General features: G+C 68.1%; 23 protein-coding genes. 9 read left to right on the forward strand and 14 right to left on the reverse strand.

Annotation, left to right across the window (positions count from 1 at the left end; translation table 11 throughout):
- Positions 1-15: 15 nt before the first annotated feature.
- A complete protein-coding gene (locus tag KB201_RS21445; protein ID WP_078113888.1) occupies positions 16-924 on the reverse strand; it encodes a diacylglycerol kinase family protein in 909 nt (302 codons plus the stop codon).
- 49 nt (positions 925-973) lie between these two features.
- On the opposite strand from KB201_RS21445, the gene KB201_RS21450 reads away from it, so the two are divergent.
- Together KB201_RS21450 and KB201_RS21455 are read left to right on the forward strand one after the other, a co-directional pair.
- Positions 974-1570, forward strand: coding sequence for a TetR/AcrR family transcriptional regulator (locus KB201_RS21450; protein WP_211540402.1), 597 nt, complete (start codon positions 974-976; stop codon positions 1568-1570).
- A 33-nt stretch (positions 1571-1603) separates the two neighbouring features.
- Entirely contained in the window at positions 1604-3127 is a 1524-nt protein-coding gene (locus tag KB201_RS21455) for a glycerol-3-phosphate dehydrogenase/oxidase (protein WP_211540403.1), read from the forward strand.
- Between the two features lie 23 nt (positions 3128-3150).
- Here the strand turns inward: KB201_RS21455 and KB201_RS21460 are convergent, their stop codons facing one another.
- Positions 3151-4242 (reverse strand): aminotransferase class V-fold PLP-dependent enzyme, encoded by a 1092-nt coding sequence (locus KB201_RS21460; protein WP_058253763.1) that lies wholly within the window; start codon positions 4240-4242, stop codon positions 3151-3153.
- 134 nt (positions 4243-4376) lie between these two features.
- On the opposite strand from KB201_RS21460, the gene KB201_RS21465 reads away from it, so the two are divergent.
- On the forward strand, positions 4377-4934 hold the full coding sequence (locus tag KB201_RS21465; protein ID WP_058253774.1) for a hypothetical protein: 558 nt from the start codon (positions 4377-4379) through the stop codon (positions 4932-4934).
- On the opposite strand, the gene KB201_RS21470 is transcribed toward KB201_RS21465, so the two are convergent.
- A complete protein-coding gene (locus tag KB201_RS21470; RefSeq protein ID WP_058253762.1) occupies positions 4915-6249 on the reverse strand; it encodes an MFS transporter in 1335 nt (444 codons plus the stop codon). The genes KB201_RS21465 and KB201_RS21470 overlap by 20 nt on opposite strands.
- 145 nt (positions 6250-6394) lie before the next feature.
- On the opposite strand from KB201_RS21470, the gene KB201_RS21475 reads away from it, so the two are divergent.
- Together KB201_RS21475 and KB201_RS21480 are read left to right on the forward strand one after the other, a co-directional pair.
- Positions 6395-6988, forward strand: coding sequence for a YqgE/AlgH family protein (locus KB201_RS21475; RefSeq protein ID WP_240199018.1), 594 nt, complete (start codon positions 6395-6397; stop codon positions 6986-6988).
- A 147-nt stretch (positions 6989-7135) separates the two neighbouring features.
- Positions 7136-9187, forward strand: coding sequence for a CocE/NonD family hydrolase (locus KB201_RS21480; RefSeq protein ID WP_211540404.1), 2052 nt, complete (start codon positions 7136-7138; stop codon positions 9185-9187).
- Between the two features lie 611 nt (positions 9188-9798).
- Here KB201_RS21480 and KB201_RS21485 read toward each other — a convergent pair.
- Together KB201_RS21485 and KB201_RS21490 are read right to left on the reverse strand one after the other, a co-directional pair.
- On the reverse strand, positions 9799-10815 hold the full coding sequence (locus KB201_RS21485) for a bile acid:sodium symporter family protein (protein ID WP_078113891.1): 1017 nt from the start codon (positions 10813-10815) through the stop codon (positions 9799-9801).
- A 43-nt stretch (positions 10816-10858) separates the two neighbouring features.
- Complete coding sequence (locus tag KB201_RS21490) at positions 10859-11368, reverse strand: SdpI family protein (protein WP_211540405.1); 510 nt, start codon at positions 11366-11368, stop codon at positions 10859-10861.
- 107 nt (positions 11369-11475) lie between these two features.
- Between KB201_RS21490 and leuS the strand changes: the two genes are divergently transcribed.
- Positions 11476-14358 carry a leucine--tRNA ligase gene (gene leuS / locus KB201_RS21495; RefSeq protein WP_078113892.1) on the forward strand — a complete coding sequence of 961 codons (2883 nt, stop codon included), beginning with the start codon at positions 11476-11478 and terminating at the stop codon, positions 14356-14358.
- 177 nt (positions 14359-14535) lie between these two features.
- Here leuS and KB201_RS21500 read toward each other — a convergent pair whose 3' ends face one another.
- Complete coding sequence (locus KB201_RS21500; RefSeq protein ID WP_065630869.1) at positions 14536-14868, reverse strand: TfoX/Sxy family protein; 333 nt, start codon at positions 14866-14868, stop codon at positions 14536-14538.
- Between the two features lie 72 nt (positions 14869-14940).
- On the opposite strand from KB201_RS21500, the gene KB201_RS21505 reads away from it, so the two are divergent.
- Entirely contained in the window at positions 14941-16134 is a 1194-nt protein-coding gene (locus KB201_RS21505) for an acyl-CoA dehydrogenase family protein (RefSeq protein WP_205333770.1), read from the forward strand.
- A gap of 131 nt (positions 16135-16265) precedes the next feature.
- Here the strand turns inward: KB201_RS21505 and KB201_RS21510 are convergent, their stop codons facing one another.
- Both KB201_RS21510 and KB201_RS21515 read right to left on the reverse strand, forming a co-directional pair.
- A complete protein-coding gene (locus KB201_RS21510) occupies positions 16266-17513 on the reverse strand; it encodes a lipase family protein (RefSeq protein ID WP_307848111.1) in 1248 nt (415 codons plus the stop codon).
- 60 nt (positions 17514-17573) lie between these two features.
- Entirely contained in the window at positions 17574-18458 is an 885-nt protein-coding gene (locus KB201_RS21515; RefSeq protein WP_211540406.1) for an RDD family protein, read from the reverse strand.
- 111 nt (positions 18459-18569) lie between these two features.
- Between KB201_RS21515 and KB201_RS21520 the strand changes: the two genes are divergently transcribed.
- Both KB201_RS21520 and KB201_RS21525 read left to right on the forward strand, forming a co-directional pair.
- Positions 18570-19565, forward strand: coding sequence for a stage II sporulation protein M (locus KB201_RS21520; RefSeq protein ID WP_211540408.1), 996 nt, complete (start codon positions 18570-18572; stop codon positions 19563-19565).
- 81 nt (positions 19566-19646) lie between these two features.
- Positions 19647-19922, forward strand: coding sequence for a hypothetical protein (locus KB201_RS21525; RefSeq protein WP_159371745.1), 276 nt, complete (start codon positions 19647-19649; stop codon positions 19920-19922).
- Between the two features lie 34 nt (positions 19923-19956).
- Here the strand turns inward: KB201_RS21525 and KB201_RS21530 are convergent, their stop codons facing one another.
- From KB201_RS21530 to KB201_RS21555, 6 genes are all read right to left on the reverse strand, one after another.
- A complete protein-coding gene (locus KB201_RS21530) occupies positions 19957-20691 on the reverse strand; it encodes an RraA family protein (protein ID WP_249146254.1) in 735 nt (244 codons plus the stop codon).
- Complete coding sequence (locus KB201_RS21535; protein WP_211540410.1) at positions 20691-22196, reverse strand: tripartite tricarboxylate transporter permease; 1506 nt, start codon at positions 22194-22196, stop codon at positions 20691-20693. The genes KB201_RS21530 and KB201_RS21535 overlap by 1 nt, the downstream gene beginning before the upstream one ends.
- Positions 22196-22765, reverse strand: a complete 570-nt coding sequence (locus KB201_RS21540) for a tripartite tricarboxylate transporter TctB family protein (RefSeq protein ID WP_211540412.1) — start codon at positions 22763-22765, stop codon at positions 22196-22198. The genes KB201_RS21535 and KB201_RS21540 overlap by 1 nt, the downstream gene beginning before the upstream one ends.
- A complete protein-coding gene (locus KB201_RS21545) occupies positions 22755-23153 on the reverse strand; it encodes a universal stress protein (RefSeq protein ID WP_211540414.1) in 399 nt (132 codons plus the stop codon). The genes KB201_RS21540 and KB201_RS21545 overlap by 11 nt, the downstream gene beginning before the upstream one ends.
- Before the next feature lie 64 nt (positions 23154-23217).
- Positions 23218-24264: a tripartite tricarboxylate transporter substrate binding protein gene (locus KB201_RS21550; RefSeq protein ID WP_211540415.1), complete on the reverse strand. Its 1047-nt coding sequence runs from the start codon at positions 24262-24264 to the stop codon at positions 23218-23220.
- Positions 24265-24524: 260 nt separating this feature from the next.
- Entirely contained in the window at positions 24525-25205 is a 681-nt protein-coding gene (locus tag KB201_RS21555; RefSeq protein WP_211540416.1) for a GntR family transcriptional regulator, read from the reverse strand.
- Between the last annotated feature and the right edge of the window lie 42 nt (positions 25206-25247).

Consider the following 25247-nt stretch of genomic DNA (forward strand, 5'->3'; position numbering starts at 1 on the left):
GACGCCCCGGGCGTTTCAGCTCGCGGGCGCGAACACCTCGATCGCGTGCGGTACCGCCTCGAAAACCGCCGGCAGCTCGCCGACGAGGTCACCGTCGACCGACACGAGGGCGGGCGGATCGCAGTACAGCTCGACCTCTGCGCCGCGCATGGTCCGGACGTTCGGGCTGTCGATGTGCTTGCCCGAGAACACCTTCGGGAAGACACGCGCAATCGTCCAACGTGCCAGCCGCGGTGGGGTGAGCGCGAGGGTAACGTCGAGCCGGCCGTCGGTGATCGACGCCTGCGGCGTGATCTTCATGCCACCGCCGTACGACGTGGTGTTGCCGATCGCGGCGAAGATGAGGTCGGATTCGACGGCCTGGTCGTCGACGCGGACCTGGTAGTGACGCGACCGCAGTGCGAGTAGTTCGAGCAGCGCCGCGATCGTGTACCGGGACTGTCCGCGCGGTCGGCGCATGTCGATGGCCCGCGCGGTGACCGCGGCGTCGAACCCGGTGGCGGCGACCGTGCTGAACAGCGCGGTCTGCCCGTCCGGGAAGCTGACCCGGCCGAGGTCGATGGGTCGTCGGTGGCCGGCCAGGATGACCTCGACGGCGTCGGCCGGATCCAGTGGGATGCCGAGGTTGCGGGCGAAGTCGTTCCCGCTCCCGGCCGGGATGACGGCCAGCGGCTTGCCCGACCCGATCGTGGCCTCCACCGTCAGACGCACCGTGCCGTCGCCCCCCACGACGACGAGGACGTCGGTGTCCCCGCGGGCTGCCTTGCCGGCGAGATCGGCGGCGTCGGCGATGTCCTCGCCGACGATGATCTCCACCTCCACGCCGCGGGCACGCAGCAGTTCTGCGGCGTCGTGGGCGACGCGCAGGCCCGTTCCGTGCCGTGCGTACGGACTGGCCACGAGTGTGGCGTGTTCGATAGTCATATGAGTCGGCCCCCCGCCGTTCAAGTGATCCGTTACAGTGTTACACATCATGGCAATCCGTAACGAGGAGATCGGGGATCTCGTTCTGGATGCAGCACGGAGCTGTCTGCTGCGTAGCGGCGGACGCAAGGTGACTGTTTCCGAGGTGGCCCGACAAGCAGGCGTGAGCCGACCGACGGTGTACCGCCGGTGGCCCGACATCAACGAGATCATCCGCGGGCTGTTGACCCGCGAGGTCCTGGGGGTCGTCGAGGACGCCATCGGCGGACGAGGCGAACCCGCCGATCTAAATGCGCTCGTCGATCGGGTGGTCGCGGTCGTCGGCGCGCTCCGCGACGACGAACTGATCGCCTCGCTGTGGCGCGAGCAGCGAGACTTCATGGCGCCGTACGTCTTCGAGCGTCTCGGTACGAGTCAGCAAGGGGCGCTCGCGATTCTCTCGGACATGCTGTCGCAGGCCCAGGAACGGCGCCACGTCCGGGCGGGTGACGCCAAACGGATGGCGGCGATGGTGCTGCTGATCGCGCAGTCGTTCCTCCAGTCCGGGGCGCTGGTCTCCGACATCATCGCCGAGGGCTGGAGCACCGAGTTGCACGAGATGCTGGCCGGGTATCTGCGTCCGGCCGGTGCGGGCGTCGACGGATGACGTCGTGAGCGTCGGTCCCGCGGTGCGAGTCTGATGGCGACCCTGTCCGCCGACACCCGTCGTCGTGCGCTCGACCGTCTGACGTCCGGCGATCCCCTGGATCTGCTGGTCATCGGCGGCGGTGTGACCGGCGCCGGGGTGGCGCTCGACGCCGCGACCCGTGGCCTGCGCGTCGCGCTCGTCGAGAAGGACGACCTCGCGGCCGGAACCTCGCGCTGGAGCAGCAAACTCGTCCACGGTGGTCTCCGTTACCTGGCCAGGGGTGATCTGCGGATCGCGCGCGAAAGTGCCGTCGAACGTCATCATCTGATGACCGCCATCGCTCCGCATCTGATCGCTCCCCTCCGCCAGATCATCCCCGACCGTGGCGGCAGGCAGACCTCGATCATCCGATTGGGCCTCCGCGCGGGAGATGTGCTCCGACGCAACGCCGGTACCCCCGACTCGCTGTTGCCGCCGCCGACCCGGGTGTCGGCGCTGGAGACCCTCGCCCGCTTCCCGGCGGTGTCGCCCCACGGTCTGCGCGGTGGTATCTCCACCTCCGACGGTCAGCTCGTCGACGACGCTCGGCTCGTCGTCGCCCTCGCACGTACGGCGGCTGGCTACGGCGCATCCGTCTGCACCCGGGTGCGGGCCGAGCGCGTGGACGGCCGCGGGGCCACCCTCACCGATCAGTTGACCGGTGAGAGCTTCGACGTCGGTGCGCGGATGGTCGTCAACGCCACCGGCGTCTGGTCCGGCGGCATCGATGATGCACTCGCCGTACATCCCAGTCGGGGAACGCATCTCGTCGTCGACGCGGCGCGGTTGGGATTCCCCGACGCCGCGCTGATGACCCCGCTCGGCACCTCGGTGTCCCGGTTCGTTTTTGTGATCCCCGCGCAGCTGGGGCGCGTCTACGTCGGCCTCACCGATGTCGCGGCGCCCGGGCCGATCCCCGACGTCCCGATGCCGGACGAGTCCGAGATCGACTTCCTGCTCGACGCCGTGAATCCCGCTCTCGCACGGCCGTTGGATCGCTCGGACATCATCGGCACGTTCGCCGGTCTGCGACCGTTGGTCGACACCCGCGGCGGCGGCCGCGACTCCGAGGCCCTCGCCGACGTCTCGCGGCAGCACCACGTCGGCGTCCGCGGCGATGGTCTCGTCAACGTCCTCGGCGGCAAGCTCACCACCTACCGGCGCATGGCCCAGGACGCCGTCGACGCCGCGCTCGCGACCACCGACCTCACCGCCGGGGACTGTGTCACGACCACGACCCCGCTGGTCGGAGCCCTGCGGAGTCCGCGCGAGCAGGGGCTGCCGGCTTCGCTCGTGCAGCGGTTCGGCGGGGAGGCGCCGGCGGTGGTGGACGCCGCCGTTCTCCCCGGTCCCCTGGATCCGATCGTCCCCGGCATCGATGTCACCCGCGCCGAAGTCGAGTTCGCGGTCACGCACGAGGGTGCCCTCGACGCCGCCGACATCCTGCACCGGCGCACGCGGATCGGCCTCGTGCGAGTCGACGCCGACGCGGCACGGCCGGAGATCGAGCGGATCCTCGGCGAGATCCTCGGGTGAGCGCGCTCGGCGCCGGGTGAGCGTCAGTAACCCATGGTGCGCAGGGCGTCTGCGACGCGGTCGAGTTCGGACCGGCGTACGTCGAGGTGCGGGCTGATTCGGAGCACCGGATGCTCGGTCGCCAGCGGGGCGCGCCAGGTGTCCGCGGCGGTGACCAGGACACCGAGTGACAACAGCTTGTCGCGGGCCGCGGCGACGTCGTCGAACTGCCATCCGGGCGGTGGTGCGAGGGTGATGATCGCCGACGGCTCGTCGATCGGTTCGAGGACCTCCCAGCTCGCGATGCCGTGGAGTCGTTCGCGGGTGACCCGGCCGATCTTCGCGAGTTCGCGGAAGACGCGCTGCTGGCCGATCTCGAGCAACTCGCGGACCGCGACACCGAGTCCGAGGCGCCCGGCGATGAATGCCTCGGAACCGTCGATTCGTACCGGCCGCAACGAGTCTCGACGCACCGCGACGAACCCGACGCCACGCGGGCCGGTGAGCCACTTGCGGCTGGTGCCGTAGACGACGTCGGCACCGGTGACGGTGGGGACGTGACCGACCGACTGCGCCATGTCCACCACTACGGGCACACCGGCCCGATGCGCGAGTTCGACGATCCGCGTGACCGGCTGCACCACACCGGACATCGAGCCGATGTGGCAGACGTGGATGAAGTCGGGCTGCTCGAACTGCAGCATGTTCTCGAGCGCGTCGGTGTCGACGTGACCGTAGACGTCCCCGTCGGGCATGGTCCGTACCGCGTACCCGCGGCGCTCGAACTCCTCGAGGTTGGGGCCGAATTCGTTCTTCGCCACCCACACGGTCGATGTGACGGGCAGGCTCCAGTTGGTGAGGAGGGCGCGCAGAGCGGCGCGGGCGCTCTCACGGAAGACCACCTCGTCGCCGGTGTGTCCGATCAGGGCAGCGAGATTCCTTGTGTCGCGCGCGATCTCCTCGGCGCGGTCGTCGGCGGCGACATACGACCCGCGTTCGGTCTCCCGCCAGAGGTGCGCGGTCATCGCGCCGATCAGTGCGTAGGACGAGCGGCCCGCCGAAGCAGAGTCGAGGTGTGCCAGGGCTGGTTCGAGCCGGGCCGCATGCCACTGCTCGCCGAGATCGCTGACGTACATGGGCCACAACCTACCGGGTGGTCGAGGTGTCCACACCCATCGGGAACCGCACAGCGGGAACCCGGGCGCTGGGAACCGATCGATGGGAACCGATCGATGGGAACCGGATCGGGCCCCGTTGCGTCCAAGACCTCATGGACCCGGCGATCGAGTACTTCTTCGGGACCGGCGACGGTCCGACGACGCGCTGGTCCGGGACCGCCGACCTCGCGCTCGGGGATCCGCGGTCCGATGTCCTGGACGCGATCGGGCTCGACTTCGACGGCGACGGCCGTCGCGATGACGCGATGTGGGACACCGACGCCGACGGTGTCGCCGACGTCGCCGCCCTCGACACCGACGACGACGGCGCGCCCGACGCCTTCTACCGCGACTCCGGTGCCGGTCTGTGGGACCGGCCCGTCGCGCGAGCCGACCTCGTCGGCGAACAACTGCCGCGGCGCGACGTCCCCGAGCGGACTCCGCAACCCCCGCCGGCGCAGGTCACCCGGGTCGACCTCGACGACGACGGCGACCCCGACGTCGAGATCGTCGGCGCCGACCGGGGCGGCCGGATCGTCGGCGAACGACTCTACGTCGACTCCGACGGGGACGGCAGCCACGATGTGATGCTGGTGGACCTGGATGCGAACGGCGTGGCCGACGCCGCCTACGACAACCGGGACCCGCGGTTCACGCGGCGGGGTCGGTGACGGTGTGCCGCACCGTCGTGGGCTCGGCGGACCAGTGCCCACGCGGATGCAGGAGGCGCACCACGAGCATGCCGAGCAGGTACAGCACCACCCCGAGCACGACGAGCCCGACCGCCCGGCCGTCGTCGGGGATCGCGAGGGCCGCGACGGTCACCGCACCCACGTAGGCGATGTTGAACACCGCGTCCTGCACCGAGAACACCTGTCCGCGCACCGCGTCGTCCACGTCGACCTGCATCGCCACGTCGCCACACAGCTTGGCGATCTGGCCGATGAGTCCGAGTACGAACGCCGACCCGCAGATCACCGCGAACTCGAAGCTGAGTACGGACAGCTCGGCGAACGCGCCGACGGCCAGTGCGGCGAGCAGCGTCACGTACCGGCCCACCCGTGCCACCGCGATCGGTGTGATGATCGCGGCGAGAAGCGCCCCCGCGCCGGTGAAACCGATGACCACGCTGACGCGGTCGACCCCGTCGCCGGGACCCATCTGGCGCGTCAGCACCAGGATCATCAGCGTGTTCATCCCGAACACCAGCCGGTGGGCCCCGATCGCCGACAACGCGGCGGCCACGGTCTTGTGGTGGACGACGGCGCGGGCACCGTGCCAGAGGCCGACCGAGACCGCGTGCACGGCCGAACGACCCGGGTCGTCGGGCTCGTCGGGACCGAGTTGCAGCGGACGGAACCGATGCGCCAGCCCGCCGGAGACGACGGCCAGCACGATCCCGGCGATCATCGTGAGGGCACTGCCCACGTTGTCGTCGCCGAAGATCGCGCGGAGTCCCAGGGTGATGCCGAGGCCGACGGTGAGCATCGCGCCGCCCAACGTCGTGAACAACGCATTGGTGGCGACCAGCACCTCACGCCGCGCGACGTGCGGCAGTCCGGCCGACAGTCCGGCCGCCACGAACCGGCTCGCACCCGTCGCGGCGAGGGCGGAGATCAGCACCACGACATCAGGTGCGCCGGAGGCGACGGCCAGTGCGACGAGCCCGATGATCAGCCCGCGCAGCAGGTTCGCGTACAGGAGGACGTTGCGTCGATCCCAGTGGTCGAGCAACGCGCCCGCGAACGGGCCGATGAGCGAATACGGCAGCAGCAGCACCGCGAGGCCACCGGCCACCGCGAGCGGATCGGCATGGCGCTCGGGGTTGAACAGGATGCTGCCGACCAGCGCGGCCTGGAAGATCCCGTCGGTGATCTGACTGGACAACCGGACCGACAACAACCGGCCGAGTCCCGGCGACGAACGGAGGGAGTGGACGAACACCGACCACCCGCGTTGGTCACGGGTCACCTGGGTGCTGCTCACCGATCCAGCCTACCGAGCTGACGATGGACGCCGTCGGCCACGGACGTGCGATGATGGTCGGGTGGCCGGAGGTGAAGACGCAGACGATCCCACACCGGAATCCCGCCCCGGAGAACACTCGGCGGACAGCGGTGGTGGTGCGCGTATGCCCGGCGTCCCTTGGGATGCCGACCCCACGCCGCGGGTGCGTCCGGGCACCGCGCTGATCGCCTCGACCGATCTCATCGAACCCACCTTCGCCCGGACCGTCATCTACGTCATCGAGCACAACGAGTCGGGCAGTCTCGGGGTCATCCTCAACCGGATGAGCCAGACCGCCGTGCACAACCTCCTGCCGCAGTGGGCCGACATCGCAGCCTCGCCGCGCGCCCTCTATGTGGGCGGGCCGGTGAACCAGGAGGCGGCGCTGTGCCTGGGCGTGGTGAAACCCGGCACCGACATCGACGACGTGCCCGCCCTGCGTCCGGTCGACGGCCGGGTCGTCCTGGTCGATCTCGACGCCGACCCCGAGCCCCTCGCCGAGATCCTCGAGGGTGTCCGGATCTTCGCGGGCTACAGCGGATGGGGCATCGGGCAACTCGACGATGAGCTCGACCAGTTCAGCTGGATGGTCGCCTCGGCACTCCCTCGCGACCTGCTCGCGCCGCCGGCGTCGGACGTGTGGTTCGACGTCCTGCGCAGGCAGGCCTGGCCGAAACCCCTCCTCGCGACCCACCCGATCGATCTCAGCGTGAACTGAGTCCGTCCGTCCGGACGGTGATGCTGAGCATTGCCTGAGACACCCGGTGATCCACGTCACCGGCGGGGTGTTAGGTTGTGGACGCTCGATCAATTTTTCGCTGGACAAGCCGTGGATTGTTCCAGCGCATGACATGCGGGGGTGTGCATGAGCGGGTCGAAGAGTGCGCGGGTTCTGGCCGGGGTGATCCTCGCGGTGGTCGCGCTGGTGGCGCCCATCGCCGTGGCGGGCGCTGCCCCGGTCGGACCCACCGGCGGCGCCGACGGGGCGCGATGGGCGGCGAGCCACGACGGCCCGCAACCCTATGCCGGCGTCAATGTCACCTGGGATGTGCCGATCCGGATGAGTGACGGCACGGTTCTCCGGGCCAACGTGTACCGCCCGGCCGACGCTCGCGAGCGTCCCACGTCGACGAAGACGCCGGTCATCGTCAACATGACGCCCTACACCAAGCTCATCACCACCGTCGGTTCCGCGGTGATGCAGAACCCGGTGCTCGAGCCCTACCTGCTGCAGATCGTTCGGTCGATCAACCTGTCCGGCACGCCGATCGACGGCATCAACGACATCGCGCACACCATCCGCGACGGCGGCGCGAAGACCTTCCTCGTCGACTTCGATCTCGTGCGCAGCGGCTACACGCAGGTCGTCGTGGATGTGCGCGGCACCGGTTTCTCGCAGGGAGTCTGGGACGTCTTCCAGTCGCGGGAACAGCGCGACACCATCGAGGTCATCGACTGGGCGTCGAAGCAGCGGTGGTCCAACGGCAAGGTCGGGATGTCGGGTGTGTCGTACTCGGCGATCAACCAGATCCAGGCCGCGAACAAGAACCCGAAGGCACTCAAGGCGATCTTCCCGGTAGAGCCGGGCGGAGACCTCATCCGCGACATCGTCGCGCCTGGCGGCGCTCTGGGTGTCGGCTTCCTCCCGCTGTGGCTGACGCTGGTCAACACCACCAAGATGATCCCGAACGTCGCGTCGATGCTGAACGGCACCTTCGACTGGAAGTGGTTGGCGGACCGGATCTCGGACCCGTTCACCTTCTACCCACAGCTGTTCGCCGCACTGCTCACCCCCGACATCCCGTCGGTGCCGCCGAACCTGAAGGCGTTGCTGGACAACAACTCCGAACCGAGGTCCGCGTGGCTCGACCACGCCGACCGCATCACCACCCCGACGCTCATCTACGGCGGCTGGTTCGATCTCTTCACCAACAGCGAAGTCCGGATGTACAACAACATCCCGTTGCCGCCCGGCAAGAAGCAGTTGATCATGGGCGACGGGTATCACCTGACGATCGGCGGCGGCCAAGAGGGCCGGCGGAACACCCCACCCCGGTTGGACGTCCTGCAGAAGGCGTGGTTCGACAAGTGGCTCAAGGGAATCGACAACGGTGTCGACCGCTACGGACCGGTCAATCTCAAGCAGGTCGGCGACTCGTGGATCACCGCCCAGCAGTTCCCGCGCGCCGGGATGGAGCGCCAGCGGCTCTACCTCGATGACCGGCGCAGCGGTACCGCGGCACACGCGGTCCGGGACGGCAGCCTAACCCCCGTTGCACCCACATCCCGCGCTCGGTTGACCATCGCGCCCGGTCTGGCGACGATGTGTTCGCGCGACGCCGCACAGCAATTGGCCGGTGCCCTGGCGATCTTCCCCTTCTGCGCCGACGACGCCCGCATCTCCGAGCGCGCCGCACTGACGTTCACCACTCCCCCGATGACCACGACACGCAGCGTGTCCGGGTACGCCAACGTGCGGTTGAACACCGTTCTCGACGCCACCGACGGATACTGGACCGCCACCCTCAACGACGTCGCTCCCGACGGGACGTCGAAGGTGCTGACCTCCGGTCAGGTGATGGCGTCGCTGCGCGGATACGACGAGGCGAGGTCGCAGTTCGCGCCCAACGGCGACGTGATCGATCCGTTCTACGAGCTCACGTTGGCGTCACGCCAACGCGTCGTGCCGGGCCGCCCGGTGAGTGTCGACATCGGCCTGCTGCCGACCGAGGCACTCATCAAACCGGGCCACCGCCTGCGGATCGACGTGTTCGCGATGAACTTCCCGCGCGGTCTGCCGTTGCGTCCGCTGTTGAACGAGTCCGGACTCCGGCCGCAACACATCCAGCTCGACCCGAACCGTCCGAGCTTCGTGAACCTGCCGTTGTCGACGCCGGTGGGACCCCCTGCTCCCTGAGGAGCGCCCGGAGCTTGCGGAGGGCGCGTCACGAAGGGTCTTCGCAACCCGACTCACCAGGACCCTTCGTGACGCTCGCAAGCTCGCTCCTCAGGGAGCGGGTGGTGACGCCCGCGAGCTCGCTCTCAGTATCTACGGCTTGGCGGTCGTGGACTATGAAAGAACCCGTTGTGTCGGAGCGGGCCCAACCTCCGCTCCCTGAGGAGGCCGGAGCTTGCGGAGGCCGTCACGAAGGGTCCTGGCGAGATGACGTCGCCAACCCTTCGAGGCCCGTCGACCTCGACGCGCTCCTTCGTCGCTTGCTCGGCCCGGCGGCCAACGCTCCTCGTACCTCAGTATCTGCGGCCTGGCTGCCGTCGTGGGGTCGAAAGAACTGCATCGTTGCCGCCCTATCTTGAAGCGCAATCTCTGCCGAACTTGCGCTACTCGCGTGCACTGTGGCGCCGCATTCTCGTGACCGACGAACTTCAACTCGACTCCTAGACTTCGATCGAAGTCCATCGGTCGAGTTGAAGTCTGCCGGTCGCGGGCCCGGCGCCCTCCGTTGTTATCTGCTCTACCCGCAGGCCGCTTTGCGGACTCCGGAACCGCTGAACTGGCGTTCTTTCGGATCAGGGAGCCGGGGTGGGCGCGCCGGCCGCTTCGGCGTCGTCGGCCTGCCGCCCGTACCGAGTGGCCAGCCACGAGCAGATCATGAGCTGGATCTGGTGGAAGATCATCAGCGGCAGCACGATGAGGCCGACGGTGGTGCCGGCGAACAGGACGGTCGCTATGGGCAGGCCGGTGGCCAGGCTCTTCTTGGTGCCGCAGAACTGGATGGCGATCGTGTCGGCGCGGTCGAAGCCGAGCCGCTTCGGGAGCCAGCCGGTGATCGCGAGCATCACGATGACGAGCAGCAGCGAGATGACGGTCACGGCGATCACCTGACCCACCTCCACCGACGACCAGATGCCCTGGACGACCCCCTCGCTGAACGCCACGTAGACGACGAGCACGATGGCGCCACGGTCGGCCAGCTTGGTGATCTTCGCGTGCCGGGTGAAGAACGGGCCGACCCACCGGCGGGCGAGCTGCCCGAGCAGGAACGGCACCAGGATCTGCGCGACGATCTTCAGGACCGACGTCGCGTCGATGCTGATGTCGCCGGCGTTCTGCATCAGCGCGACCACCAGCAGCGGGGTCAGGAAGACGCCGAGGATGTTCGACGTGGATGCGCTGACGATCGCCCCGGCGATGTTGCCTCGGGCCATCGAGGTGAAAGCGATCGAGGACTGCACCGTCGATGGGACCAGGCATAGAAAGAGCAGTCCGGCATAGAGGTCCTCGCCGATCAACGGCTCGACAACCGGTTTCAGCGCCAGTCCCACGATCGGGAAGACGATGAACGTGAACGCGAGGATCGTGACGTGCAGCCGCCAGTGCCGGAGACCTTCGAGCGCCTCGCGTGGATGAAGTCGAGTGCCGTAGAGGAAGAACAGTGCGGCGATCGCGACGATCACCACCCAGTCGAGTGCCTCCGCCGCCGCGCCGCGAACCGGCAGGAATGCGGCCACCGCGACGGCGATGCAGATGGCCAGGATGAAGCCGTCGATCGGAGAACGATCGAGGAGATTCTTGAGAGTACGCATGGATGTGCCCCGAGATCAGTGATGTGAGACGACGCCGGCCGCCTCAGGCCTGGGCCGAGTCGCCTGCGCAGACGCCGCGCAACGAGCAGGCACCGCAGCTGCTGGTGCCGCAGTCGGCCGCCGGGGCCGAGGGGTTCTCGTCGGCGGCATGGCTGTGGGCGTCGCCGCCGGAACAGCAGGAACAGCCCTCGTCGTCGGCGGGTACGGCTGCAGCGGCGCGTACCCCGATCCCGCTGACCAGTCCGACCACCACGAGCGCGGCCACCAGCGCGACGAGTCCGAAGGCCAGTGCCCACCCGCCCGGGACGGCAAGGGTCGCGACGGCCCCCAGCGTGAGGATCACCGACGCGCCGAGAGTGCCCGGTCCGGCGATGCGGTTGGCGATGCGGAAAGCCTCGTCGGACCGCATGGTCTCCGCGGAGCGAACGCCGATCCAACGATTGCGCGGGAGGGTGCCGCGGAGTCCGCGGATTCCTACCACCGCCCAGAGTCCGGCCAGCACGAAGAGCAGTACGGCAACGGCGACGGACACGGCATTCACGACCCACAGCATACGACCGTGCGTCGTACCGAAGTGAATCGGTATCTGACGAGCCGGTGCCGCCCACGTCGGAGGCGACCGGATTGGGGGCGGCGACGGACAGGATTTACCCTGGTCGCGTGACTTCAGCCGAGAAGACGAGCGGCGACACCGCCGGCACGACCGCCCACCGCTACACGGCGGCGGTCGCCGGCGAGATCGAGCAGCGCTGGCAGCAGACCTGGTCCGACGAGCACGCCTACGAGGCGCCGAATCCCGTCGGGCCGCTCGCCGGTGACCTGTCCGCCTTCGGCGGCGGGGACGCCGACGCCGCCGACAAGCTCTTTGTGCAGGACATGTTCCCCTACCCGTCCGGCGCAGGCCTGCATGTCGGCCACCCGCTCGGCTTCATCGCGAGCGATGTCTTCGCGCGCTACCAGCGGATGACCGGCAAGAACGTGCTGCACACGATGGGCTTCGACTCGTTCGGCCTGCCCGCCGAGCAATACGCTGTGCAGACCGGCACCCATCCGCGCACCACCACCGAGCAGAACATCGAGCGCTACCTGGGCCAGATCCGACGGCTCGGGCTGGGCCACGACGAGCGCCGTCGGGTGGCCACCACGGACGTGGACTTCTACCGGTGGACCCAGTGGATCTTCCTGCAGATCTACAACGCCTGGTACGACACCGACCAGGGCAAGGCTCGGCTCATCTCCGAGCTGGTCGACGAATTCGCTTCGGGTGCACGAGCATTGGGTGGAAAGCATGAGGGGCGCCGCTGGGCCGACCTCTCCCCCGCCGAGCGCACCGAGATCCTCGACGACCATCGCCTGGTGTACCTGAGTGATTCGCTGGTGAACTGGTGCCCCGGACTGGGCACCGTGCTGGCCAACGAGGAGGTCACCGCCGACGGCCGCAGTGACCGCGGCAACTTCCCGGTGTTCCGGAAGCATCTGCGGCAGTGGATGATGCGGATCACCGCGTACTCCGACCGGTTGCTCGACGACCTGGATCTGCTGGACTGGCCGGACAAGGTCAAGACCATGCAGCGCAACTGGATCGGACGCTCGCGCGGTGCCCAGGTTCGCTTCGACGTGCCCGGCGTCGGCGGCATCGAGGTGTTCACCACCCGTCCCGACACCCTGTTCGGCGCCACCTACATGGTTCTCGCGCCCGAGCATCCGCTCGTCGGCGACCTCATCACCGGAGCATGGCCCGAGGGCACCGATGATCGCTGGACCCGCGGCGGGGCCGACCCCGCGGCCGCGATCGCGGAGTACCGCGCGTCGATCGCCGCGAAGTCCGACCTCGAGCGCCAGGAGAACAAGGAGAAGACGGGTGTCTTCACCGGGAGCTTCGCCGTCAATCCCGTGAACGGAGAGCAGGTTCCGGTCTTCGTCGCCGACTACGTCCTCATGGGCTACGGCACCGGCGCGATCATGGCGGTCCCGGCCCACGACGCCCGCGACCATGAGTTCGCGACGGTGTTCGGACTGCCGATCCGCGAGGTGATCGGCTCCGACACCGACATCGCCACCGAGGCGTACGTGGGCGACGGACCCCTGGTGAACTCCGGGTTCCTCGACGGTCGCAATGTCGAGGACGCGAAGGCGGCGATCGTCGAACGTCTCGAAGCCGACGGTATGGGCACCGGGAGAATCCAATACAAGCTGCGCGACTGGCTGTTCGCCCGTCAGCGTTACTGGGGCGAACCCTTCCCGATCGTCTACGACGCCGCCGGCCAACCCCACGCGCTGCCGGAATCGATGCTGCCGGTGGAGCTTCCGGAGGTCGACGACTATGCGCCGGTGTCCTTCGACCCCGACGACGCGGACAGCGAGCCGTCGCCTCCGCTGGCGAAGGCCACCGAGTGGATGACGGTGGAACTCGACCTGGGCGACGGCGTGCAGACCTACACTCGGGACGCCAATGTCATGCCCCAGTGGGCGGGCAGTTCGTGGTACCAGCTGCGCTACATCGACCCCACCAACTCGGAAACCCTGTGCGCCAAGGAGAACGAGGCGTACTGGATGGGGCCCCGGCCGGCACTGCACGGCGAGAACGACCCGGGTGGCCTCGACCTCTACATCGGTGGCGTCGAGCACGCGGTGCTGCACCTGCTGTACTCGCGGTTCTGGCACAAGGTCCTCTTCGACCTCGGATACGTCACGAGTCGCGAACCGTACCGAAAGCTGTTCAACCAGGGCATGATCCAGGCGTACGCCTACACCGATTCGCGCGGCATCTATGTGCCCGCCGAAGAGGTCACCGAAGAGAACGGCGAGTTCTTCTACAACGGTGAGAAGGTTCGCCGGGAGTACGGCAAGATGGGCAAGTCCCTGAAGAACTCGGTGGCGCCCGACGACATCTGCCGCGACTACGGTGCCGACACGCTGCGCGTCTACGAGATGTTCATGGGTCCGCTCGACCAGTCACGGCCGTGGGCCACCAAGGACGTGGTGGGGTCGCAGCGATTCCTGCAGCGCATCTGGCGACTCGTCGTCGACGAGGAGTCCGGTGCGCTCCGGGTCGCCGACACCGAGCTCGACGACGACACGAAACGGTTGCTGCACAAGACGATCGCCGGCGTCCGCGAGGACTACGACGCGTTGCGCAACAACACGGCGGTCGCCAAGCTCACGGTGCTGACCAACCACCTCACCAAGAACTTCGAGAAGACCGGCGCCCCGCGGGAGGCCGTCGAGGCGCTGGTGATCATGCTGGCTCCCCTGGCCCCGCACATCGCCGAGGAGCTGTGGCACCGGCTGGGTCGGGAGACCCTGGTGGTGCGGACCGCATTCCCGGTCGCCGATGAGGAGTGGCTGGTCGAGGACACCGTCGAGATCCCGGTTCAGGTCAAGGGCAAGGTCCGCAGTCGGATCACCGTCCCGGCCGACGCCGACGAGGAGACCCTGCGTGCCGCCGCGCTCGCCGACGAGAAGATCGTCGCGCTCCTCGACGGCGCCGAACCCCGCAAGGTCATCGTGGTGCCCGGTCGGATGGTGAACATCGTTCCCTGACGGCACCTCTCTGATCCGAGTGGGCCGTACTCATGCTCCCTGAGGTGCGAGCGAAGCGAGCCACGAAGGGCTCGCAAGGTGTCTCACCAGGCCCTTCGTGGCTCGTCGCTTTCGCTCCTCGCACCTCAGGGACCAGAGATCGACGCTCGCTCCTCAGGGATCCTAGGCCGGTCGTATCTACTTCGGCGGCAACTTCCGCGCGTAGTTCGAACCGATCGCAATCCAGCGGGAGAGCTGGCGGTCGGTGGCGATGCCGGCGTCGTCGACGCGTAGCCATCCCCGGAGCTCGCGTTCCGACATCACCATCGGCCGGGTGTGCGGGTACTCGAGGAGGCTCTCGGTCTCCTCGGGTGCGACGCGCACCATGATCCCGCCCTTGCCGCTGGCAGCGACGGCCATGTTGCCGTTGATCAGAAAGGCCAGCCCGCCGAACATGCGCTTCTCGTCGAGGCCGCACTCGGTCGCCAGCAGAGCACGGATGCGGTAGGCCAGTTCCTCGTCGTACGCCACCGGTCCACATTATTCGGCTTCGGTCACGAACCGGGACTTGGCAACGAACTTACTGCGCAGTAAGGTACTGCCATGGCGATCAACCTGGAGCTCCCGAAGAAGTTCGATTCGACGGTCGAGCGCACCCACATGGCTGCCGAGCACCTCTTCCGGCCGATCTCGCGCAAGTACGACCAGGCCGAGCACGAGTACCCGGTCGAACTCGACGAACTGGCGAAGCTCGCCAAGCAGAGTCGCTCCACGGAGAAGTCCGCCGACGCCGAGAAGTCCGCCTCCGACGCTCCGTCGGTGAACGGCGCGAACATGCGCGGCCTCCTGTCGGCTCTGGAGATGAGCTGGGGCGACGTGGGCCTGCTGCTCTCCATTCCCGGTCAGGGCCTGGGCAATGCCGCGATCGCGGCCGTGGCGAACCCCGAGCAGCTCGAACGCTTCGGCGACGTATGGGCGGCGATGGCCATCACCGAACCGAGCTTCGGTTCCGATTCGGCGGCGGTCTCCACGACCGCGACCCTCGATGGCGACGAGTACATCCTGAACGGCGAGAAGATCTTCGTGACCGCGGGATCGCGCGCCGACCACGTCGTCGTGTGGGCGACCATCGACAAGAGCGTCGGACGCGCGGCCATCAAGAGCTTCGTCGTGCCGATGACCACCGAGGGCGTCACCGTGGCCCGCCTCGAGCACAAGCTGGGCATCAAGGCCTCCGACACGGCCGTCATCCGGTTCGAGAACGCGCGGGTCCCCGCCGAGAACCTGCTCGGCTCGCCGGAGATCGACACCAAGAAGGCCTTCGGCGGGGTCATGCAGACCTTCGACAACACTCGTCCGGTGGTCGCCGCGATGGCCATCGGGCTCGGTCGCGCCTCCCTGGAGGAGCTGCGTCGGATGCTGGAGGAAGCGGGTCACGAGATCGACTACGACCGTCCCGCGTCGTCGCAGCACGCCACCGTCGCCGAGTTCATCCGCCTCGAATCCGATTGGGAGGCCTCGTGGTTGCACACGGTGCGGGCGGCGTGGATGGCAGACAACAAGCAGCCCAACTCGACCGAGGCATCGATGTCGAAGGCGAAAGCCGGTCGGACCGTCACCGACATCACCAACAAGACCGTCGAGATCGGTTCCACGGCAGGCTATTCCGAGACGTCACTGGTGGAGAAGTGGGCGCGTGACTCGAAGATCCTCGACATCTTCGAGGGAACCCAGCAGATCCAGCAGCTGATCATCGCCCGGCGCGTGTTGGGGAAGAGCTCAACCGATCTGACGTAAGACTCTCGAGAGTCGGCCGCGAGCCCACCGGTCGCGACCGCCGAAGAACTCATCTGCAGACCTCAACTCGACCGCCAGACCTCGATCGAAGTCTGGCGGTCGAGTTGAAGTCCGGGTGTCGTCGAACGTCCTCAGACCTGCGCGATGAGCCACGCCGCGATCGTCTCGGCATTGTCGCGGTCGGTGGCCACGCCCGCATGCCCGGTGAACCGGTCGGAGTACGTGACGCGCACCCCGGCGCGCCGATAGGTCTGCACCAAGCCGGACACCAGCGGTTGCGGCGACACGGTGTCGACGGTGCCCGAGTCGATGCGGACCGGTAGCCCCCGATCAAAACGCAGTCGGTCGACGTCGTTGTCGCGCAGCACTTTCAACAATGCGGACTTCATCTCGTCGCCGCGCGGTCCCAGGAGCTGGGCCGGTGCGAGGCCGCCAAACGAGTCCGGTGAGGTCAGGTCGGCGTAGCAGCGGGCCTCGACCTGCGGACGGAGCCTGCTCGCCGCCGCGCTGAGCCCGCCGTTGGACATCAACTCGTCGAACTCGGGATCGGCTGCGGCCGCGCCATATCCGATGAGAGCGGCCAATCCCATCAGTTCGTTGATCGCGGGACCGGACACCGGAACGTGGGACGCCCCATCGAGGAGCGCGGCCACCTGCGTCGGCGGTGCGAGTGCCGACACCGCGCGGAGTCGGAGGTCGCCCCATTCCGATAACGGCCGCGCCGCGGCGGCCAAGGCGGCGACGGCGCCCTCGGAATGCCCGGCCACGACGACGTCGCGGCCGATCCGTCGGTCGTGATACGCGACAGCCAGCGCCATGTCGACCGTCGATCGCGCCAGCGAGTCGCCGATGAGATACGGGTGCGGCCCGGGCCCGCCGATACCCTCGAAGTCGGGCCGTGCCACGGCGAATCCGGCGTCGAGCAACCGGCCGACGATGCCGTCACCTGACGTCATGCGGGGAAGTTCGGAATGACCGGCATTGGCCTGCGACGGCGCGCATCGGTCTGCAGCGCCGACCGTCATGTGATTCCACACGGCGAGCGGCCAACCCCCGGCGGGCGGCCGCGTCGACGGTGTGAGCAGCGTGCCGGTCATCTCCGTCGGGAGACCGCGGATGGACGTCGAGCTGTATCGCACGCGCAATGTCGAACCCGCTTGGGGGAGTGCGATGACCGGGTCCGTCACGGTCTCGGAGTCGACGATGCGCGGGACCACGTGAACACCGGCCGGCGAATCCGGCCCCGGACCTCCCGCCCTGGCGGGAGCCTGCACGGTCAGCACCGTGGCGAAGGTCAACGCGACTCCGACGACCGCGGCGAGAAGCCGTCGGCCGCCGATCGATCTCGTGTCCTTCGCAAGAAGGGTGGGCAACGTCACCCGTAGCAGAGTAACCGGGATCCGGGTGCGCCGCGCCGCCTCGGCGGGTCGCAGCACAGATCAGCGCAGGAGACGTTGGCGCAGTGCGGCTTCGCGCGCGAGCCGTTCGGTGTCGCGGCGGCGGCGCTCGGCCATGATCGCCGACAACACGTCTTCGAACGGGGCGCCGGGCGGGGGAGCGGGTGCGACGAACGGCGCGACGTCGAACACGATCCTCCGGGCGGCATGGGCTCTCGGCTCGGGCTTCATGCCGTGGCGGCCGTTGAGGAACTGGCGGATGATCACCGCGAGTGGGTCGGGGAGGGCGGCCATGTCGGCGGACACGGCCCACGAGTGCAGGCCGGGCGGCATCTCGATGGGTGCCTGCTCGACGAGTCGGTGGCGGTCGCGGATGACGTAGGTCCCGGCGAGCAGGTCGCCCAGTCGCTTGCTCTTGCGCGAGATGGCCGCCGAGATCAGCGCTGGGAGTCCCAGGCACGCATACAGTTCGACGAAGCCGACTAGTGCTCGGGTCAGGGAGTGACGGAACCCGGTCGGGCCCGCGTCATCGCGGACTGTTCGGAGGCCCAGGACGAGGTGTCCCACGGTCTTCCCCGGGGTCACGGTCTCCAGCAGGGTCGGGAGTGCGACGACGGCGACGATCGGGATCAGGGTGTTGATGGTTCCCCGCCACGCCTCGCTCGCCTCGCCGGCGACCTTGAACGACAACCACCACAGGAACAGCCACAGTCCGAACCCCAGCAGGACGTCGATGATGCCGGAGAGAATCCGGTAGCCCAGGTTCGCCGGCGGGAGTGCGAGAGCGACCGCCTCGCCGGAGACGAGGTCGTTGCGTCCGACGCCGACCGTCGTCGTGGCGCCCGCGCCCCATGCGACCGGCCCGGGTCGGCCGGCGACGGGTGCGCCCGGGCCCGCGGGGGGCCGAGGCGGCACTGGACGAGACATCACGCCTCACCCTACGACGCAATTCGTCGACAGGGCATCGGGAACTCACAGCCCCGACGTCCGCTGAATGACACGTGCCGCGGAGGTGAGAATGCCCGATACGCTGGCCGAGTGGATCTCGACGCCTATGTGTCCGCGCACCGCGCGACGTGGGAGCGGCTCGATGCGCTCTCGCGGCGCCGCCGACTCACCGGTGCCGAGGCCGACGAGATGATCGACACCTACCAGCGGGTGGCCACCCACCTGTCGGTCATCCGGTCGACGGCGCCCGATGCCTCGCTGGTGGCATACCTGTCGGGCCTCCTGGCCCGCGCCCGCGGTCGCGCGACCGGAACCCGGGTCAGCACGCCGGCGACGGTGATCGAGTTCTTCACCCGGTCGTTCCCCGCGGCCCTGTACCGGATGCGCTGGTGGTGGCTCTCGGTGATGGGCGGCTCGCTCGGTGCGGCCGTGATCATGACGTGGTGGGTCCTGGCGCACCCGCGGATCGAGAGTTCGTTCGCATCGCCCGCGGAGATCGAGCGTCTCGTCACCAACGACTTCGAGAACTACTACAGCGAATACGAGGCGACCTCGTTCGCCGCTCGCGTGTGGACCAACAACTTCTGGCTGGCCGCGCTGTGTATCGCGTTGGGGGTCTTCGGGTTCCCCGTGATCTGGATGCTCTACACGAACATCCTCAATCTGGTCGTCGTGGCGTCGATCATGATCCGGCACGGTCGTGGTGACCTGTTCTTCGGACTGATCCTGCCGCACGGAATGCTCGAACTGACCTGCCTGTTCGTCGCCGCGGGCGTGGGCCTGCGGATCTTCTGGGCCTGGGTGGCGCCGGGGAATCGAACGCGTGCAACGGCTCTCGGGGAGGAGGGCCGGGCAGCGGTCGGTGTCGCGCTGGGTCTGGTCGTCGTGCTGCTGCTGTGCGGGGTCATCGAAGCGTTCGTCACGCCGTCCCCGCTACCGACCTGGGCCCGGATCGGCATCGGTGTGACGGCGTGGACGCTGTTCATGGCGTACGTCTTCGTCGCCGGGCGCCGCGCGTACGAGTACGGCGACACCGGAGATCTCGACGAGGCAGCTCGCGGGCTCACCGTCCCGACGGCGAGATAGCGGCCCGTCGACGTCGAACCGGAATGGAACGACGCCTACGATCACCGGGGAGAGTCGACGACGACGAAGGGGAACACTCTGATGGCAACTCGCAAGGGATCACTCGACGCTGTTTCGCTGCTGGGCGGGGGACTGGCCGCCACCGGGGTTGCGCACTTCATCAAGCCCGAGATCTTCGGCCCTATCACCGAGCCGGTATTCCCCGACGACACCACCACCTGGACCTACCGCAACGGTGCCTGCGAGACCGCTATTGGCCTCGCACTGGTGTCGCCGCGGACCCGCCGGCTGGGCCTGGCCGGGCTGGCCGGTTACGTCGGGTTCCTCGGTTACCGGGCGGCTCTCGCGAAGAAGTGACCGTGGGGCGGAGGTGACGCCGCAGAGTGCGGGATCAGAACCGTCCGAACTCCGCCATCGCGTCGGCGAGGGTCATGCCGTTGCGGATGGCGGCACGGACGTCGATCTCCTTCTCCGTCATGGTCTCCGCTGCCTCGAGCACGACGTCGGCGATCCCGGCGGGGATGACGATGACACCGTCGTCGTCGCCGAGGACGAAGTCGCCGGGCTCGATGACGACCGGTTGCCCGGATGCGCCCGGCATGGTGACGGGTTGCTGCCACGTCTCGACGCGCCAACGGCCGCTGGTCTGCACCGAGGTCGGATAGCAGGAGAACGTCGTGAAACCGATCTCGTGGAGCCATCTCTTGTCGCGCACACCGCCGTCGACCACTGCGCCGACGGAGCCCCGCTGCATCATGCCGATCGCGACGAGTTCACCGAAGTAACAGACGCCCCGGCCGTTCCCCTGCCACACGGAGACCTCGTCCGGGCCGATCTGGCTGCACGCCTGCGCTTTCAGCGGGTCCCGTCCCGGGGCGGCGCTCATCGCGCCCGAGATGGTGAACGCCCACCCGGCCAGCCGTTCGCGTCCGGCCACACACCTGATGTCGGTGGCGAGCGCCTGATCACGGTGGCCCAGGTCGTCGAGGACGTCGGCGACGTTCGCGACGTCGACGGCGAGGAAGCGGGAGCGGATGAGTGCGCGGTCGGTGGTGGTGCGCATGGGCATCGGCGGCTGACTTTCGGTGAGGGCGGGCGAGAAGCGGGGGACGAACTGCTGTCGCATCAGGTGTCCTGACGCGTGCGCATCCGCAGGCGGCGGAACGCGGTGAACAGGACGACGACGGCCAGGACTCCGTAGAGGACCCAGGTGATCGCGCTGCCGACCAGCACGCTCGGATCGCCACCACTCGACATCATCGCGTTGCGCAGGCTGGTCTCGGCAAGGGGGCCGAGGACGACGCCGATCATGACGGGGGCGAGCGGGAAACCATAGCGTCGCAACAGATATCCGACGAAGGCGATGGCGATGACCAGGATGAGGTCGGTGATCGCGGCCGAGGTCGCGTAGACACCGAGCACGCAGAACACCGCGATCCCCGCGTAGAGGTAGTGCCTGGGGATCAGCAGCAGTTTCGCCCAGATGGCGGCGAACGGCATGTTGAGGATCAGCAGCATGACCAGGCCGATGAACAGGCTGGCGATGAGCGTCCAGACGAGATCGGCGTTGCGTTCGAAGAGCAGGGGGCCGGGCTGCAGGCCGTACTGCTGGAATGCGGCCAGCATGATCGCCGCGGTGGCGGAGGTGGGCAGACCCATCGCGAGCAGCGCTCCCATCGCGGTGCCCGACGTCGCGTTGCCCGCCGCCTCCGGTCCCGCGACGCCGCGGATGGCGCCCTGTCCGAACTGGGGGTCGGGTCGTTTGCGGTCGAGACGACGCTCGGTTCCGTAGGCGAGGAACGTCGGCACCTCCGCGCCGCCGACCGGGATGACGCCGAAGGGGACGCCGAAGCCGGTGCCGCGCAACCACGCCGGAAGCGCCTCGCGGAACTCGGCGCGCTTGAGGAAGGGCCGCCCGATGACGGCGTCCGCGTCCGGCGCACGCGTGCGGTGGATGCGGGAGGCGACGTAGAGGACCTCGCCCAGGGCCAGGGTGCCGACGGTGATGACGATGATGCTGATGCCATCGAACAACTCGGGCGCGCCCATCGTGAAGCGCTGGGTGCCCGAGATGCCGTCGATCCCGATGACCGCGAGGATCAGCCCGATGAGGAGTCCGGTCAGACCCTTGATGACGGAGTCGGAGACCACCGAGGCAATCGCGATGAAGGCGAAGACGGCGAGGGCGAAGTATTCGGCGGGACCGAATTGAATGGCGAGATCGGCGAGCTTGGGTGCGAAGAACACGACGATGGTCGTCGCGATCATGCCGCCGATGAAGGCGCCGATCGCGGCGGTGGCGAGGGCTTGGGCGGCGCGCCCGCGTTTGGCCATCCGATGGCCCTCGAATGATGTTGCGATGGCGGTGGACCCGCCGGGCGTGTTCATCAGGATGCCCATGGTCGAGTCGCCGAACAGGCCGCCGAAGTAGACGCCCGCGAACATGATGAACGCGGCGGTGGGGTCGAGGGTGAAGGTCACCGGCAGCAGCAGTGCGACGGCCATCGCCGAGCCGAGGCCCGGGAGCACACCCACCGCGGTACCGAGCAGCGCGCCGATGAAGACCCAGAGCAGGTTCATCGGGGTGAGCGCCTGGGAGAAACCCTCCAGCAGGAGTGAGACGTTGTCCATCAGAACAGCCCTCCCAGGATGCCGGCGGGGAGGTTCAGCCCGAGACCCGCCGAGAAGAACGCCTGCACCGCACAGGAGACGACGAGCGACACCGCGATGTCGAGGACCGGACGGGTGGAACCCATGGCGTGGGCGACGATCCAGAACAGCAGCGCAGCGGACAGGATCCAACCCAGCGGGATCAGCAGCACGGTGAAGGCGATGAGTCCGGCCAGGACGAGACCCAGTGCGCGCCAGTCACTCTGCGTTCGCCACTGACCGGTCGCGGGCGGCACGATGTCGGGATCGGGCTCGTCGGGGTGACGCAGGGTCTGCACGGTCAGGAGTCCGGCGATCAGGTAGGCGCAGACCGTCAGGATGATCGGGAAGAACGCGGGTCCGGGAGTCGCTGCGCTACCCGGGATGTCCATCCCGATGATGCCGGCGGTCAGGTAGACGGCAAGTGCGAGCATGAGGCCCGCGACGATTAGACCGCTTCGTCCGGTGAGCGGTCGGCGCGCGCGGTCCGATCCGTGTCCGTCGTCGAGCGTCGTGCCGGCGGGTTGTGCCGCCGCATTATCAGTCGTCATGATGGGCGGCCTTCACTGCCAGTACCGGGACCTCGGCGTCGATGAGGATGCGCTGTGCGTTCGAGCCGAGCAGGAGTTTCCCGACGCGCGACCGGCGCCGCAGGCCGACGACGATGAGATCGGCGGACAACTCCTCGGAGACGTCGATGAGTTCGGCGGCCGGATCGGAGTCCTCGCGACGGTGGCCGATCCAGCGAATCGCGGTGTTGTTGCCGGCGTTCTCGACAGGGGCGAAGTCGGGCTCGGGAATGCCACCGTCGTCGTCGACAGCGGGGGTTTCCATGTCGAAGACGATCAGTTGAGAGCTCTCGTTGCGCGCGAGGCGCCGGCCGTGTTCGAAGGCCGCTCGACCTTCGGGGGTGTGGGCGAAAGCGACGAGGATGGGCATGGGTTCTCCGTGATGTCGTGTGGGGCAGGGGTTGTGCAGTGCGGGTTCGCCGACGGGCGGTCAGTCAGTACCCGAGGTCGGCCCAGATGCCGCGGACGAACTCCGATTGCTGGTCGATGACCTGGTTGAATCCGTTGCCCGGCGTGAACGTGTCGGACCAGTTGTTGCGCTGCAGTGCATCTCGCCACTCGGGTGATTCGACGACCTCGGTGACGATCGCCTCGAGTTCGGTGCGCTGGTCATCGGTGATGCCCGGCGGTGCGACCACTCCGCGCCAGTTGGTGAGGGTGACGTCGTAACCCAGTTCGGACAGGGTCGGCAGATCGATGGATGGGACCGGCTCGGGAGCCGAGATCGCCAGCGCGCGTAGATTTCCGGCGGTGATCTGGTCGACGAAATCCTCGTAACCACTGACCGAGGCCTTGATCGTCCCGGACATGAGTGAGGTCGCCAGTTCGCCACCACCGGAGTAGGCGATGTAGTTGACCGCGGCGGGGTCGATACCGTTCTCCCGAGCCATCTGGCTGATGATCATCTGGTCGACGCTGCCCAGCGAACCGCCACCGAACGTGAAGTTCTTGGGGTCCTTCTTCCATTCGGCCATCAGCTCTTCGATGGTCGTGATCGGAGAATCAGCCGGTACGACGACGACGTCGTAGTCGTCGGCGAGCCGCGCGATGGGGGTGACGTCTCCGAGATCCACGTCGGACCCGTTGATGTTGATCGCGCCCAGCATCGTGATGCCCATGACCATGATCGTGGTGGCGTCGCCGGTCATCCCCGCGAACTGGCTGAGTCCGATCGTGCCGCCGGCACCGGGGATGTTGACGACCTGCGAGTTGTTGACGATGTTCTGGGCTCGCAGCGCCTGCTGCATCTCGCGCGCCGCACCGTCCCAACCACCACCGGCGGCCGCGGGCGCGATCAGGGTCAATTGCGATCGCGCGTCGGCGCCGCCCTCGCTACCGGCCGCGTCGACGACGCCGACGACGACGATCGCCGCGGCGACCAGTGCGCCGAGTGCCTTCACGAGCGTGGGAACACGTCTCGGCGGGCGAGGTGCCGGGGTCTTGTCGGCCGACTCGTCGGTACCGGGGGGTGGCAGGGTCATGCGGTCCTCGTCTTCGTTCGGGGTCGGGTCCCGAGGCCGAGAGCTACCAACATCGTCTGACTCGATTCTGCTGCGGATGTGAGGACAACCACGTCGGTGGTCACATCGGAAGTGTTGGCGTAACCGTCGTCACAGTCACGCTTGGGCGCATAAGTATCGTTTTGCGCTTTTCGCGCGCGCTCGGCGTCGCACAGTTATAGATTATAAGCTATGACGGTGATGCAGGCCACAGGGGCTGGGAAAGTGGGGCAGCGGCCAGGTCAGCCGGCGACGGGGTCCTCGGTGAGCGCATCGATGGCACGACGTCCGAGACTGTTGCCGATGTGCTCGCGCATCACCGCGTCGGCACGCTCGGTGTCACCGTCGGCGACGGCCTCCATGATCGCCCGGTGCTCGGCGGTGACCCGCGACCGGTCGTCGGGTGAATCGCCCCGGTGGGAGAGGCCGATGACTCGGTAACGATCTGCTTTGTCCCAGAGTCGTTCGAGGATGTCGATGAGAACGGGGTTGCCCGAAGCGCGGTACACCGTGCGATGGAATTCCCGGTGTCGGACGAGGGCATCGACATCGGACGCGCTGGCGATGGGCGACAGTCGATCGAAGGCGTTGCTGACGGCCGCGATGTCGGCCGCGGTTCGCGTCCGTGCGGCGAGCGCCGCTGCCAGCGGGTCGAGGTTCTCGCGTACCTGGTAGAGGTGGCGCGCCTCATCGGCGGATACGGGCGTCACCCGAGCGTCTCGGTGGGCCTCGAGTTCGACCATGCCCTCGGCGGACAGTCGGCGGATCGCCTCGCGAAGAGGAGTCGTGCTGACGCCGATCTCGGCGGCCAGCTTGGCCTGGGGGATCACCGCGCCAGCCGGCAGGACTCCGGTCAGGATCCGCCGCTGGAGTTCGGCGTATGCGTAATCGTTCTTGGTGAACATCCCGCCTGGTGCAGTCATGGCGGGCCTCCCGGCAGTGGTCATGGGACGTCGAGATCCGGC

The organism is Gordonia sp. SCSIO 19800 (genome assembly GCF_018132775.1).
GTDB classification, from domain to species: Bacteria; Actinomycetota; Actinomycetes; order Mycobacteriales; family Mycobacteriaceae; genus Gordonia; species Gordonia hongkongensis.